Here is a 13,158-nt window from a genome sequence, read left to right as displayed (position 1 = left end):
GTAAAGCAAAAGAGCTAATGCATGTAGCAAGAAACAGGCATTAAGTAAAAGGCAATGCCTAAACTTAGTTTATGACAGTGAGTCCTTGAATTGCCCTTTCAACAGTAAAAGTGAGCTAGCTTTGAACAAAGGCTAGTGTCTTGGAGCAAAACGATGACAGACGGTTTTTTGTTGAGTCGAATTGTTTTGCAGTTTAGTTCTAAGTTTCAGGCGGTTTGTGAAGATCTCTCAGCAGTGGTTCACACAAAAGATGGGCATCTGTGGGTTGCCTCCGATGAAGCTGCCACAATCGATCGCCTGTCTTTCGCCGAGCCTTATATTTACAGACACGACAAGCAGTTCGCCCTCGCTGATCTGGTCAATTTACCCGATCGCAAGAACGTTGAAGTTGATATCGAGGGTATGGACTACGCCGATGAATATCTTTGGGTCGTCGGCTCCCACGGCACCAAACGCAAGAAAGTCAAAGGCAAAAAAACTGATCAGGAAAATCTGCAACGCTTAACCGAAGTAGAGTTTGACCCCAACCGCTACATCCTGGCCCGAATTCCGCTCTGCAATGGAGATTTGGTTAAGTCCTGTCCCCATTTCCAAGACCCCAGCCAACAGTTAACTGCTGCCACCTTAGAGCTCACACCGGGCGGCAATGTCTTGATTGATGCCCTCAAGTCTGACCCTCACCTGGAGCCTTTTCTCTCCACCTATACTCAATCTCAGGACCAGCCTCTACTGCTGCCTGGAAAAGATAATGGCTTTGATGTGGAAGGGTTAGCAGTTTGTGGCGATCGCATTTTTGTCGGGTTGCGGGGGCCAGTGCTACGAGGCTGGGCAATTATTTTAGAAATTGCTGTGGAGCAGAAAAACGCCGAAACTCTATCCCTAAAACCTATTGGTAAAGAAGGGCAACTTTATAAAAAACACTTTTTTGATTTGGGTGGATTAGGCATTCGGGATCTCCATTTTCAAGGCAAAGATCTATTGATTTTGGCTGGCCCAACGATGGTACTCGACGGCTCCATTCGCGTGTTTCGCCTGACCAAAGCCCTAGATTTGGATGAAAACAGTCTGTGTGAGCAAGCAAAGGGAGAGCTGGAACTCTTATTTGATATTCCCTATGGGGTTGGGAGCGATCGCGCCGAAGGCATGACCTTGTTTACCTGCATTAGCAACTCTCCCTCACTGATGGTGGTTTATGATGCGCCTTCGGAAACCCGCCAACGAGATCTAAATGGCGTTTTAGCCGATGTCTTTAAACTGTAAGCCTAGTCTTGCGAGTATTCTTGAGGGCCAGAGATTTCGTTGAGTAGGCTCTCTGGACTTTCGCTCTTGGCCTTCCGAGTTTGCCATGCCGCATAGAAAAATAGAATTGCCAGCAAACAGTAACCCACGGCCCAATCGCCCCCAGCGCCCCAACCCAAGTGGATGACTGTATCCGCGATCGCCCAGTTGTAGCTATGCATCAACCCTACCCAAGAGAGCACCGCTGCCGCTAACGACCACAGTGCGGCCTGTTTAAACTTGCGCTCAATAATATAAACCGTGATCCCTGCGAGGAACATGGCAGAAAAGATAAATCCTTGCTCCAAGGCAAATGCCCCATCAATAAACATGCCGCTGTTTTGAAAAGATGGAATCAAACCAGGAGTAAAAGGTTGAGCGGGAGTCCCTAGACCCGCAGCTCGCAGAGCATTCTTCGCAACTAGTACGCCCCAAGCTGCGATCGCCGGGAGCAATCCCACAACCACGGCTGGAGCATGGCGCAGTGGAGTCGCCGTAAAGCTCTGGGCCACAATCACAATGGCAATCCAAAGCACGATCGCCATCCCTGCTTCAATCGGGACAAAGTAAGCGAGCAGGCCGACCGTTCCGCTCAGGCACAACAGAGCCATCCCAATGCCACTGAGCGTCGAATAACCAACCCTGGCCCCCAGCGCTTTCCAACCGGGATGGCCAATGTAAATTGTTGTGGGAAAACAAGATCCACACACCGCTGCCACAATTGTGCCAATCCCATTAACTGCTAAACAAGGAGCCGTTGGGTAAGAGTCTCCTGCGGCTTCAGCACTCTCTAAATTTTGAATGCTGCCAATCAAGTTGAACAGGCCCATTGGCAAAATTACGCTCAAGTAATCGATCAGCACCGATCGCCCTTGCCATAGCTCACCTAACCAGAATCTGGGTAAGTAAAAGCCTACGGGTTCTAGGGCCGTTGCGAAGCGAGTGGCATCCCAACTTACGAGTCCAGTTCCCCAAGCCAGCCCAATACCAAGCAGTACCGCTAATAGACCCCCTGGAATCGCAAAGCCTACTTGACCAAAGTAGGTCAAAAGGATCACACCCAGTGGCACCAACCCCACGATGGGACTTGCAAAAGTGCGGAATAAAAAATCCATCGCAATGAAGGTTACCGCAATGCCACCTAAAGTAGAGAGTAAAGCTGCCCTCGGTGCGAGTCGGCGCACACCCTCGCCAATCCAAGCGCCTGCTAGTTCGATCAAACCGGAGCCTAAACAAGCGACCAAACCTGCTTGCCAAGCTAGTTCTGCGGCTTGCTCTGGGGTTACTCCTTGGGCGATCGCCGCTAGCTTGACGGGCAACATAACCAAAAATACGTAAGCAAAGAGGCTGACCGTATTGATGCCGTAGGGTAGGGCGGTAATATCATGTCGCTGCTCCTGTTTGCCTTGTCGGTAAGCTAGCCAAGCGTAGTAGAAGTTACCTACGATTAAACTTAGGGCAACACCAGGTAGAACACGGCCATACAGAATTGTGCCTGGGAAATTAAGTACTCCTTGGCACAGACTGACAATCACCAAGATTTGAATGAAATTGTCAAGCGCAAGGCCAAAAAAGCCATCAATATCTCTGCGGACAAACCAGCGCGGAGAGGTAATTGGTTGCATGTTTATGCTCCAGCTTCTGTAGCCAAGAGTTTATCGTTAAAAAAGCTACAACTCGCTAGTATCTCAGACTAAAGCACTCATGCTCACAAGTGCGAAGTAGACCTGACTTGCGTTGACAGAGATATTTCAAACTACCGTAATAGTTAGGTGAAATTTGTTGCTACTACTACTAATTGTCTTTGTTAGTATCGCACTTAACAAAATCATCAACTGCACTCTAACTGATGTATTCAAGATAACAATGTTTCTACACTAACAACTGCCATAAGGTAGATGGCCAAACTTGTTAAGTAATTATTTAATCGATTAATATTTAGACAGAATTCGTTTATAAAGAAGCGCGACTTATGGGTTCATCGCCAACTACCTTAAAGTTCAAGTCGGCACAAGCTGCTAACTCAAGTCCCAGTCAAGCTTTCGTTAGCTCGGTTACTCGGTTCGCTCTATTCCAGACGATACCCCCAGAGCGGATTGGGCTAAACGGTGAATATGACCATCGTGGTTTGGCTAAGCGAGTACAACTGGCATTCCAACAAACCTTCACCTCGGAGCAAATCCAATCCCTTGCAGTATCTCAGCGTGGCAGGGTAGTAGTGCTTAAGGGGCAAGTCGCTGAAAGCCTCCTGAAAAGGTTAGTCGAGGTTGCTGCCAATATTCATGGAGCCGCTGATGTTGAGGTTTATGCGGTGAATGCAGTTGAAAAATGAGGCTAGACCTTTTGACGCAAGCGATCGCCCTGATTTCCGTCCTTAGTTCTAAAGCGACTCCCTGCGATCGCCTTTGCTACTTGGCTTGAGGACATCTCTGTAAAACGAGATATACTGTCTCTCAAGAATATGCTTACGTTTAGCTTGAATTGCAATGCTGCATTTAGCCCAAGTGCAAAAAAAAGGATTTTTAGGAAAAGCGGAGCTGCGATTACTCGCTCGGCAAAAATCCGAAACTACCTGGGCCTTAGCTGTTGAAGAAGATGTCATTTTGTCTGCGGAAGCCAATGCTTTCGGAGAAGGGACTTTAGTTTTGCTTGAACTGGCAGAAGACCATCAAGTTACCAACCTCCAGGATGCTACAGGGTGGGTACTTGAGTTAGTGCAGAAGTATTTGATTGCGGGCCTAACGCCAGCGCTCTTGCAACAAGAAGCAGAACGGGCTGAGCAATGGCGACAGTCTTTGACCCTACAGAGTCAGGAATTAGGACGACGCACTCTAGAAGTGGAAGCTCGACGCGAGCAGATTCAGGAACTAGAAGAAAACCTGAAGCGTGAGAAAAATGAGCTGGAAGCCTTAGCTCAGCAGTTAAAAGTTTCGCTGCAAGATGACTAACTGCAAGCCCTTTGAAAGTCGCTTGCGAATCTACTGGGGATATGCGGGATAAATTGTAGCCAATTGTACAAAGGTAAAAGTACTTCCTAAGGCAGAATTATCGCTGCCTTAGTTTAGGTTAAGTTGAAATTAAGAAGTTTTTAATAATTAGGACTCAGTGTCACTAAATTACTAAAGGGTGGCTATGGAAAATTCTGACACTACAGCGAAAGACAACCTTTTATACCCTAGAAGCCGCTATTACGGTAAATTTACTCCCGAAACGCTAGCTTTTAACGCCAATCTGCAAGAGTTTTCTCAGAAAGTCTCCTATATTTCTGCTCTAGAAACAGGTGGTAAGCTTTCTTCTGAGCAAGCTTATAAGCGAGTAAAAACTTTGTGGAAGCAGCTAAAGCGGAGTCATAAAGCGTTGGGAGTCGATACGAACCCTTATTCTGATCATCCGTAATGGGGTGAGTTGGAAGAATCTAAATTCCACTATTCTCCTCAACCAGCGCTGCTACATCTACACATTAGCTAGGTGAGTGCATAGGAGCATAAAGATAGCCTTAAGGTTACCTCTCAATACAAAGCGATCGCTCTACTTCAGCATTTAGAAGAAAGAGGGCGATCGCTTTAGTTTTAGTTTATTTATCGAGCGGCGGCAGGTAGAGCCAGGGGAGGGGATGAGTTTACCCCACTACTTCGGCTAGAAGAACCATTCGTTGCAGATCTAGGAGTTCCAGAAGCGGCATCTTCTTTGAGCAACACTTCCCGAATGAAGCGAGCTGCCACTCGTTGGGCTAAACCACTAGCGATTTGCTGCCCCATGTGCTGAGTTTCTGGCTTAGCCAACAACCGAGGAATTAAGGGTAGCAGTTGAGCTGCGTCAAAGCCTTGAGTTTCCCGAAGAATGCCCCAAATCCGTTTAATGTGTTCTAGACTTTGCTGTTCATCAGCTGGAGCAGCCACTTGTTGGTTGACGGCTAACCCTACCCGCTCCCGCACTAAGTATGTGAGGTTATAGAGGGCATTGCGGCCCAGTGCATCCACTCCTTTAATAATTTCATCAACTAATCTGTTGCGAATGAACGCCCCTCGTTCTGAGAAGAGAAAATCTACTGCCTGGTTCATGACTTGATTTAAGTCATAGTCCTGGCTGTTGCGGGCGTTTTTGAGCAAATTCTCTAAACGGTTCCACCGGAAGCTGCCATCTTTGAACAGCAGGTCGCGGAGGGAGTTGCGTAGTTCCGGAGCAGGATCGGTTAACAGGCGCTTGGAGACATAAGGATAGGCTTTGCTGAGCACCTTAAAATCAGGATCTACGTTGATCGCAATGCCTTCTAGGGTGACGAGCGATCGAATGATCAACGCATAGTAAGCGGGCACCCGAAAGGGATATTCGTACATCAGCGCCGAGAACTCGTCGGTAATGCTCTTGAAATTTAGCTCCGCCACACTCGCGCCAAGGGCGTTACTGAAGACGTTCGCTAGAGCGGGAATAATTGGGGTGAGGTCAGTTTCTGGAGTCAGAAATTCTAGCTTGACATAATCGTGGGCTAAACCCTCAAAGTCCCGGTTCACCATATGAACCACGGCTTCAATCAAACCGTAGCGCTGATAGGGCTTGACCTCACTCATCATACCGAAGTCTAGATAAGCCAGCTTGCCGTCTGGTGTGGCTAGTAAGTTACCTGGGTGCGGGTCAGCATGGAAAAAGCCATGTTCTAGGAGTTGGCGTAAGGAGCACTGCACTCCCACCTCAATCAGGTAGCTCGCGTCAATGCCTTGAGCTTTAAGTTGCTCTGGCTGAGTTAGCTTGGTGCCGTTGATCCATTCCATTGTCAGCACGCGCCGCTGAGTATATTCCCAATAAATTTTGGGGACATAAATATCTGGCAAGTGACCGTAAAGGCGAGCAAATCGCTCTGCATTGTGCCCTTCGTGGATGTAATCCATCTCTTCGAAGACACGGCTTCCGAATTCATCCAAGATGGCAATAAGGTCACTCCGGACTTGTTTAATGTTTCGCTGAGCCCAAGCTGCGAGACCTCTAAGCAAATATAGGTCTAGGGTAATATTTTGGGCTAAACCAGGCCGCTGTACCTTAACTGCGACCACTTCTCCGGTTTTTAGTCTGCCTTTGTAAACCTGTCCTAAAGATGCCGCTGCAATGGGTTGAGGTGTCAATTCAGCGTAAACATCTTCAGGGCGATCGCCTAGCTCTTCTTCAATAAACTGGTAAGCTAGCTCGTTGGGAAAGGGCGGTAACTGATCTTGAAGTTGAGTCAGTTCTTCTAAAAACAGCGGGGGAACCAGATCAGGCCGCGTGGAGAGGGCTTGCCCGACTTTAATGTAGGCTGGCCCCAGCGCAGTCAAGATTTCCCGCAAGCGAATGGCACGACGGCGTTGGTTTTTAGCTCCTTGTCCTGTCCGCTTGTCCCACCATAAGCTCAGCCCAAAGGTCAAAAATGGCCAAATAATGGTGAGTAAGCGCCCCCATACTTGCAACGGTCTGGAGCGGTAATAGTCTGCGATCGCCACTGGGTCATAGCGTAGGCCAGCAATCTCTGGATCAAATTCAGCTTCAGCCACTTCAGCTTCAGTCACAGCTTCGGGCATTAGCGTTTCTGGCGGCAGAGCGATCGGCTCACTTTTGACCGTGATAGTTGAAGGGGACGTTGAGTTTGTCACTGCTATTCGTGCTGGAATGGCAGACTCTGGCTGAACTGAGCGTAAGTCAGTCCGCGTGTCAGTAGAAGATACAGTCTCAACATTCTTCATGGGTTCAGGACAGATTGAGGAGCAGCGATGTTAAGTATTGTAACAACTCATCTCATCATAGCTCTGAGTTCAGTTTTACTCTAGCTTTTGGTTGAGTTGGTCAATTCTCATTTCATGGGAGAGCGGGCAGCGGTACGGCAACTCACACTAAACTAAATGGGTAGCCCCCTATGATTTGATGTGGTTTCCACCAAGAGACCTGATTTTACCTGCTGCTTAGGACGCAGTATCTTCAGTGTGTAGGGAATTCGAAGTTTTTTCCTCTGCCTTCAAGGTCAATTCTGCCCCATGTTGCTTTCTCTTCGGATTGAAAACTTTGCTCTAATCGATCGCCTGGAGTTAGAGTTCAGTACTGGCCTGAATGTTTTGACGGGTGAAACAGGTGCTGGCAAGTCGATTATTTTAGATGCGATTGATGCAGCCTTGGGTGGTAAGGTGACCAGTCGCGCTATCCGGACAGGAGCGCAGCGTGGCTTAGTAGAGGCGACGTTTAGCCTAGATCCCTCATTGACTACCTGGCTAACTGAGCAAGAGATTGACCTCCTAGATGACTCCTCTCTGGTTTGTAGTCGTGAAATGGTCGCAGGGCAAAGCACGCTCCGCAGCCGATCGCGCCTGAATGGTGTGCTGGTGAACAAGCAGCAAATGGAGACCCTCCGCGATCGCCTGGTAGAGATCACGGCTCAAGGTCAAACCATGCAGCTGGGGCAGGCCGCAAATCAGCGCGAGTGGCTAGATGGCTTTGGGGGGTCACCTCTCCTAGAACAACGAGCAGCGGTGAGTAGTGCTTTTAATGCCTACCAACAGGCTTTGCAGGCTTTGGAAAAGCGGCGGCACTCCGAGAGCCAGCGCTTGCAACAACTCGACCTATACCAATATCAACTGCGGGAGTTGAGCACTGCTAGCTTGACTGATGCCGATGAGCTAGAGCAACTAGAGCAAGAGCGACAGCGGCTGAGTCATAGTGTAGAGCTGCAACAGCAAAGCTATCAAGCCTATCAAGCCCTCTATCAAAACGATACAGGTGAGCCTGCCTGTGCTGATTTGCTCGGTAATGCCGAAGTGATTCTGAACGATATGCTGCGCTACGACCCCGAATTGCAGTCAGTTTTAGACCTAGTGACAGACGCTTTAGCCCAAGTTCAAGAAGCGGGACGGCAAATCAACGCCTATGGTGAATCCGTTGAGACTGACCCCCAACGGTTGCAGGATGTGGAAGACCGTATTGCTGAACTTAAACAGATTTGCCGCAAATATGGCCCCACTTTGACAGATGCGATCGCCTTTCAGGAGCGGGTACAGGCAGAGCTAGAAGCCCTCACTGGAGGTGGGCTGTCTCTAGAAGAGCTAGAGCAAACTTACCAAGAGCGCCGAACTACTTTGGTGGCAGTTTGCGCTCGGCTGACTGAGTTACGCCAGACCGCCGCTCGTGAGCTAGAAGACCGCCTCATCCGCGAATTGAAGCCGCTAGCGATGGAGAAGGTGCAGTTTCAAGTGCAAATTGCGCCGATCGCCCCTACTACCAACGGAGCCGATCAAATTACCTTTCTATTTAGCCCCAACCCTGGGGAACCCTTGCAGCCATTAAATGAAACGGCTTCTGGTGGAGAGATGAGCCGCTTTCTCCTAGCGATCAAGGCTTGTTTCTCGCAAGTTGATCTGATTGGCACGCTGGTCTTTGACGAAATTGATGTTGGGGTTTCCGGTCGGGTGACACAGGCGATCGCAGAGAAACTATATCAACTGAGTCAGCAGCATCAAGTTCTTTGTGTGACTCACCAACCCATTGTGGCGGCGATGGCAGACTATCACTTCCACGTCGATAAGCAAGCGATCGCGGAGCCTGTTGCTGTAGGAGCCAATGCCGTAGGAGCTAAAAATGGCAAACGCAGTCAATCTAAGGGCAAGCCAGCCGCAGATACCGATACAAACACAGAAACTGCAACAGTTGAACTGATCACCTCTGAAGCAAATCTAGAAGCGGTTCGGACGGTGGTGCGTGTCACAACCCTAGACCCCAATCAGCGCCGGGAAGAACTAGCTCAACTTGCGGGGGGACGTTCAGCTCAAGAGGCGATCGCCTTTGCCGATTCTCTCCTAGCCCAAGCAGCCGACCTGCGCCAGACTCCTGCCAGCACTGCAATTTTGCCTGTTGAGACTGCTACACCAACGGAAGTGCGCCCTAAATCTAAGGCTCGCTCCACCTCAACTCGTGCTAAGGCAGCGCGATCGCAAGCTCCAAAAAAAGCTTAGCTCGTGGTTTTGGTGTTGCTAAAAATGTTACGACCTATCTACGTAAGATGGCTCAATTTTTAGTTGTGCTAACTTGCCCTAAGAGATTCTTAGGCTTTGTTCAAGACTTAATGGTAATGTAACCTTTTTGACTGAGCCAAGCTGTAAAACCCATCTTAGCTATCCGTATTCAGTAATTAAAACTCAGCCATTCTGCTGGAAAGGGATACAAACTGGGTGAAAAATGACGAAACTGAAAGTTATTTAATTGATCTGGGCAACTTGAGTGAGTGATATTGATCTATTCACTTGGAGAACGATTAAATAAGAACCTGGGTCGTAGTGAGATTTATTTAAAGCTGGCTAAATTCACGATATGGCGGAGAACTTTACGCCATATATCGCATGTAAAGCCTCTAGTTTTTACCTTATAAGTATCTTTGTAACTATCCTTAAAGCTATTGGTTGGTTTTAGACAGAGCCTTGTTCTTCAAAATAGTTGACGGCCTGTAAATATGGTTTTTATATTTATGAACTTCTGCGTGCAAAAGTCCCTAGGTAAAAAATACAACTAAACTTTAGGAATTCATAATTCATCTACCTATCAAACATCAATCATAGGGTTCCTACAACCTCTATTAATCCTAGAATCAGGGCTCGCAAATATGACTTTAGCTAGTTCTCTTGCAGACTTTTCCTTAGCAGAGCTGTTCCGAATGATTGACCAAGGACGCAAGTCAGGTCGGCTGACGCTTCTCATTACAAGCGATGCTCCAACCTCCCAAGTGCCCACTTGTCGCTACATTTGGTTTCGCCAGGGACGAGTTATTGCTGCGGCTGATCGTCTAGATGGTCAAGGCCTAATTTCTCAAATCACAACCAGAGGGTGGTTGAGCCAGCGAGTAATTGAAAGATTGGGTAATCTTGCTGGAGGAGACACCCCTTTGGGAATGACCCTAAAAACCCAAGGAGCGCTACAAGCTGAGCAATTAAATTTGCTTTTTTCGGCTCAGATGCAGCAAATTTGGAGCTTATTTGGGATTCAAACAGGACGGTTTGACCTAGATGGCAAAGCCTCTTTACCCAGTACCGAAATGACAGGCTTAAGCCTACCAGCGATGGAAGTTGCCCTAGCAGGTTTAAGAGCCCTTAAGGACTGGGCTTCACTCGCTGAAGCGCTGCCCGATGGTAATTCAGCTATGCAAAGCACAATACCAGGAAAGCCACAATTCCGCCTTAGCTCCTTAGAGTCTCAGCTTTGGGACTTTGCCAACGGTTCAGTTTCTCTCAGTGCGATCGCCAAACAGCTCAATCAACCTATTGCCAAAATTCAGCAAGCTGCTTTTCGGCTCATGCTAGCAGGCTTAGTAGAGGAGCTTCCTCTGATCACATCCAGTTCTCATGTCAAAGAACCTCCCATAGTTCTGGAGCCGATCGAGGAGTTTCCAGAGGAGTCTAAAAAAGCAGGAACTGCTGAGAAATCTAAAGTTAGCAACTCCTTTCTGCAAAATTTGGTTGGCTTTTTACGGAGCAAGAGCTAATGGAAATTTTACGAATTGTGATTACAGGCACAGTTGGAGCTGGAAAAACCACCTTCATCCGGACCATTAGCGAAATTGATGTAGTCGATACAGACCGTCGTGCTACGGACGAAGTAGCGGAGCAAAAGCGTAATACCACAGTTGCCTTTGACTTTGGCCGTTTGACTTTTGCCCCTGGTCAAGCCATGCATTTGTATGGCACACCTGGACAATCTCGGTTTGACTTTATGTGGGACATGCTCATTGAAAAAGCCCATGCCTACATTCTGTTACTAGATGCCAATCGACCTCAAGACTTTCGCTATGGTCGGCGAATTTTGGCATTTATGAATCAGCGAGTAAAAATTCCCATGATTATTGGGCTGACTCACATGGATTGTCCTGGGGCATGGGACCCAGAAAATGTTGCCTTGGCTTTGGGGCTACTAGACCCAGCTTCTCGACCCCCCATTGTCACTGTCAATGCGACTCAAGAAGAGTCTGTGTTCGAAACTCTAATTGCCTTAATTGAACAGCTAATGGGAGCTACCGCAGGGAAGTGAAGAAATAGAGTGGAGAGTTGGTTCTGGCGATATTTTTGATAATGACAAGAACTAAATTTATTCTCTGCTAATTTTCTTTGGTTTTTGCCTGTTATAAAATCTGCTTTTCTGTGAATACTAAGCAAAGAAGAGAACACAAGAATTTAACTAAAATTTATTCTTGTTTTGCTTGTTATAAAGCTCGATTTTTGTGAATACTAAGCCAAGAAGCAAGCATAAAGAGTTTAATTGAGAGGCGACTTTAAGAACTGAATACACACCTCCATTCAGTAGCTACTCTCAGTAAAGAAGGTGGATTGAATAGAAACTTGACTAGATTTATTGCCTAGTTTCTAAGCTGACAACTTTTGATTTCTCCTCCACTCCACTAGATATTCACAACACCCCTATCCAGGAAACAAGCCATGATCGTTGTTTCAGCCTTACAAGATGTTCTCCAGAATTTCGTCAGCGGCACCCCCGATATTCAAGGTGCGGCTTTGGTTAGCCCTGATGGTCTAGCTTTAGCTTCTGCCCTGCCCGCAGGTTTTGATGAAGAAAGAACTTCTGCTATGTCGGCAGCCATGCTCTCTCTCGGTGAGCGAATTGGCCAGGAGTTAGCGCGGGGCACGATTGAGCGGATTTTTGTAGAAGGAGAAAAAGGCTACGGAGTCCTAGTTGGCTGTGGTTCCGACGCCGTACTCCTAGTCTTGGCTAGTTCTAGCGCCAAGCAAGGTTTGTTGAACTTGGAGATTAAGCGAGCGGTTGCCTCAATCACTCCTATGGTCAGCTAGAACCGCCGCTTGAATCAATTGCACCCAAGTATTTGTCAGTCTTCATCCTCAGAGAAAAAAGGAATTACTAATGACTACGTTGCGCGAAGAACTCGGAAATTTCAGCAGTATTGTTTGCTTAAAGTCCATCATTGTTGGCATGGAAGATGCCTTAGGTGAGAAAGCAACTGCTATCTCTTTGATTGCCGCTGGTCGGGCCCGTGGCAAAAAGCTGGCAGCAGAATTAGGCTTAGTTAACTCAGCCGTATCTTTAGAAGATGCTGCCTCAAAAATGGCCTACGCTTTAGGGAAAGACGGCACTCGCTTGTTGGTGCTCGACAAGGTTGAGAGAACTAGTGATGTCATCAAAGTCTATGTAAAGGAGACTGTTTGCTCTGCGGGTGAACCCCAAGGTTCAGAGCGAAAGTGCACCTTCACCCTAGGCGCGGTTTGGGGCGCGCTAGAGGCAGTTTTGAGTAAGCGCCTACAAGGCAAGCACACTGAGTCTGTTCTGCGTGGTGGCAGCCACGATGTTTTTGAATTTACTGAAATGGGATAAGCCTCAAAGCAGAGAGGTACTCTTGAATTAAGAATGAGCAGTGCCATGAATTAAGATTCAATTGCTACGGCACTGCTCATTTTTTACATGCTACGTGTGTTCTAAACCTTTAGGGATGATCAGATGATGAGTAGGAGTAGGCAGGAAAGTATTCAAGCTGCGGCTGAATTGTTGGAGCAATACAGCACAGGTAGAAGGGACTTTTATAAAGCAGAGCTAGGCCAAGCAAGTTTGATTGAAGCTGTACTCTGTGAAGCCGACCTTTCGGAATCTAATTTGACTAAATCGAACTTAATTTTAGCTAACCTCTCTCAAGCTAATTTAACGGGTGCAGTTTTAGTTCGAGCTAACTTGAATGGGGCAGAACTAATTGATGCCAACCTCAGCCAATCTAATCAAGTTCGAGTTGGTTTAATTGGAGCGAACTTGAGTGGAGCGAACTTGAGTGGAGCGAACTTGAGTGGAGCGAACTTGAGTGGAGCGAACTTGAGTGGAGCGAACTTGAGTGGAGCGAACTTGAGTGGAGCGAACTTGAGTGGAGCG

At 47.6% G+C, this 13,158-nt stretch carries 12 protein-coding genes; 10 read left to right on the top strand and 2 right to left on the bottom strand.

Features of this window, described 5'->3' with window-relative positions; translation table 11 throughout:
• Positions 1-153 precede the first annotated feature (153 nt).
• Positions 154-1,260: a DUF3616 domain-containing protein gene (locus tag KME12_09245; protein MBW4487963.1), complete on the top strand. Its 1,107-nt coding sequence runs from the start codon at positions 154-156 to the stop codon at positions 1,258-1,260.
• Between the two features lie 2 nt (positions 1,261-1,262).
• Here the strand turns inward: KME12_09245 and KME12_09240 are convergent, their stop codons facing one another.
• On the bottom strand, positions 1,263-2,903 hold the full coding sequence (locus tag KME12_09240) for an NCS2 family permease (GenBank protein MBW4487962.1): 1,641 nt from the start codon (positions 2,901-2,903) through the stop codon (positions 1,263-1,265).
• 347 nt (positions 2,904-3,250) lie between these two features.
• On the opposite strand from KME12_09240, the gene KME12_09235 reads away from it, so the two are divergent.
• The 3 genes from KME12_09235 (at position 3,251) to KME12_09225 (ending at position 4,674) form a co-directional block, all read left to right on the top strand.
• Positions 3,251-3,610 (top strand): phospholipid-binding protein, encoded by a 360-nt coding sequence (locus tag KME12_09235; GenBank protein ID MBW4487961.1) that lies wholly within the window; start codon positions 3,251-3,253, stop codon positions 3,608-3,610.
• A 154-nt stretch (positions 3,611-3,764) separates the two neighbouring features.
• Entirely contained in the window at positions 3,765-4,226 is a 462-nt protein-coding gene (locus KME12_09230) for a hypothetical protein (protein ID MBW4487960.1), read from the top strand.
• Between the two features lie 184 nt (positions 4,227-4,410).
• Positions 4,411-4,674 (top strand): hypothetical protein, encoded by a 264-nt coding sequence (locus KME12_09225; GenBank protein MBW4487959.1) that lies wholly within the window; start codon positions 4,411-4,413, stop codon positions 4,672-4,674.
• Positions 4,675-4,856: 182 nt separating this feature from the next.
• Here KME12_09225 and KME12_09220 read toward each other — a convergent pair whose 3' ends face one another.
• On the bottom strand, positions 4,857-6,827 hold the full coding sequence (locus KME12_09220) for an AarF/ABC1/UbiB kinase family protein (GenBank protein ID MBW4487958.1): 1,971 nt from the start codon (positions 6,825-6,827) through the stop codon (positions 4,857-4,859).
• A gap of 450 nt (positions 6,828-7,277) precedes the next feature.
• On the opposite strand from KME12_09220, the gene recN reads away from it, so the two are divergent.
• From recN to KME12_09190, 6 genes are all read left to right on the top strand, one after another.
• A complete protein-coding gene (gene recN / locus KME12_09215) occupies positions 7,278-9,242 on the top strand; it encodes a DNA repair protein RecN (protein MBW4487957.1) in 1,965 nt (654 codons plus the stop codon).
• A gap of 644 nt (positions 9,243-9,886) precedes the next feature.
• Positions 9,887-10,762, top strand: coding sequence for a DUF4388 domain-containing protein (locus KME12_09210; protein ID MBW4487956.1), 876 nt, complete (start codon positions 9,887-9,889; stop codon positions 10,760-10,762).
• The gene (locus KME12_09205; protein MBW4487955.1) at positions 10,762-11,304 is read left to right on the top strand and encodes an ATP/GTP-binding protein; all 543 of its coding nucleotides are present in this window, start codon (positions 10,762-10,764) and stop codon (positions 11,302-11,304) included. The genes KME12_09210 and KME12_09205 overlap by 1 nt, the downstream gene beginning before the upstream one ends.
• 404 nt (positions 11,305-11,708) lie before the next feature.
• Positions 11,709-12,077, top strand: coding sequence for a roadblock/LC7 domain-containing protein (locus KME12_09200; GenBank protein MBW4487954.1), 369 nt, complete (start codon positions 11,709-11,711; stop codon positions 12,075-12,077).
• Positions 12,078-12,147: 70 nt separating this feature from the next.
• Positions 12,148-12,615, top strand: a complete 468-nt coding sequence (locus KME12_09195) for a hydrocarbon-binding protein (protein MBW4487953.1) — start codon at positions 12,148-12,150, stop codon at positions 12,613-12,615.
• A gap of 123 nt (positions 12,616-12,738) precedes the next feature.
• Positions 12,739-13,158, top strand: a 420-nt coding sequence (locus KME12_09190; protein ID MBW4487952.1) for a pentapeptide repeat-containing protein, incomplete at its 3' end; no start/stop codon positions are given.

Source organism: Trichocoleus desertorum ATA4-8-CV12 (assembly GCA_019358975.1).
Lineage (GTDB): Bacteria > Cyanobacteriota > Cyanobacteriia > FACHB-46 > FACHB-46 > Trichocoleus > Trichocoleus desertorum_A.
Note: the sequence above shows the minus strand (reverse complement) of the source record. Positions and strands in the feature narration are given on the sequence as shown.

Bases quoted from the DNA above. Each gene is read 5' to 3' on its own strand.
- KME12_09220 (MBW4487958.1), bottom strand. From the start codon at position 6,827: ATGCCCGAAGCTGTGACTGAAGCTGAAGTGGCTGAAGCTGAATTTGAT.
- KME12_09205 (MBW4487955.1), top strand. From the start codon at position 10,762: ATGGAAATTTTACGAATTGTGATTACAGGCACAGTTGGAGCTGGAAAA.
- KME12_09230 (MBW4487960.1), top strand. From the start codon at position 3,765: ATGCTGCATTTAGCCCAAGTGCAAAAAAAAGGATTTTTAGGAAAAGCG.
- KME12_09200 (MBW4487954.1), top strand. From the start codon at position 11,709: ATGATCGTTGTTTCAGCCTTACAAGATGTTCTCCAGAATTTCGTCAGC.
- KME12_09240 (MBW4487962.1), bottom strand. From the start codon at position 2,903: ATGCAACCAATTACCTCTCCGCGCTGGTTTGTCCGCAGAGATATTGAT.
- KME12_09245 (MBW4487963.1), top strand. From the start codon at position 154: ATGACAGACGGTTTTTTGTTGAGTCGAATTGTTTTGCAGTTTAGTTCT.
- recN (MBW4487957.1), top strand. From the start codon at position 7,278: ATGTTGCTTTCTCTTCGGATTGAAAACTTTGCTCTAATCGATCGCCTG.
- KME12_09225 (MBW4487959.1), top strand. From the start codon at position 4,411: ATGGAAAATTCTGACACTACAGCGAAAGACAACCTTTTATACCCTAGA.
- KME12_09210 (MBW4487956.1), top strand. From the start codon at position 9,887: ATGACTTTAGCTAGTTCTCTTGCAGACTTTTCCTTAGCAGAGCTGTTC.
- KME12_09235 (MBW4487961.1), top strand. From the start codon at position 3,251: ATGGGTTCATCGCCAACTACCTTAAAGTTCAAGTCGGCACAAGCTGCT.
- KME12_09195 (MBW4487953.1), top strand. From the start codon at position 12,148: ATGACTACGTTGCGCGAAGAACTCGGAAATTTCAGCAGTATTGTTTGC.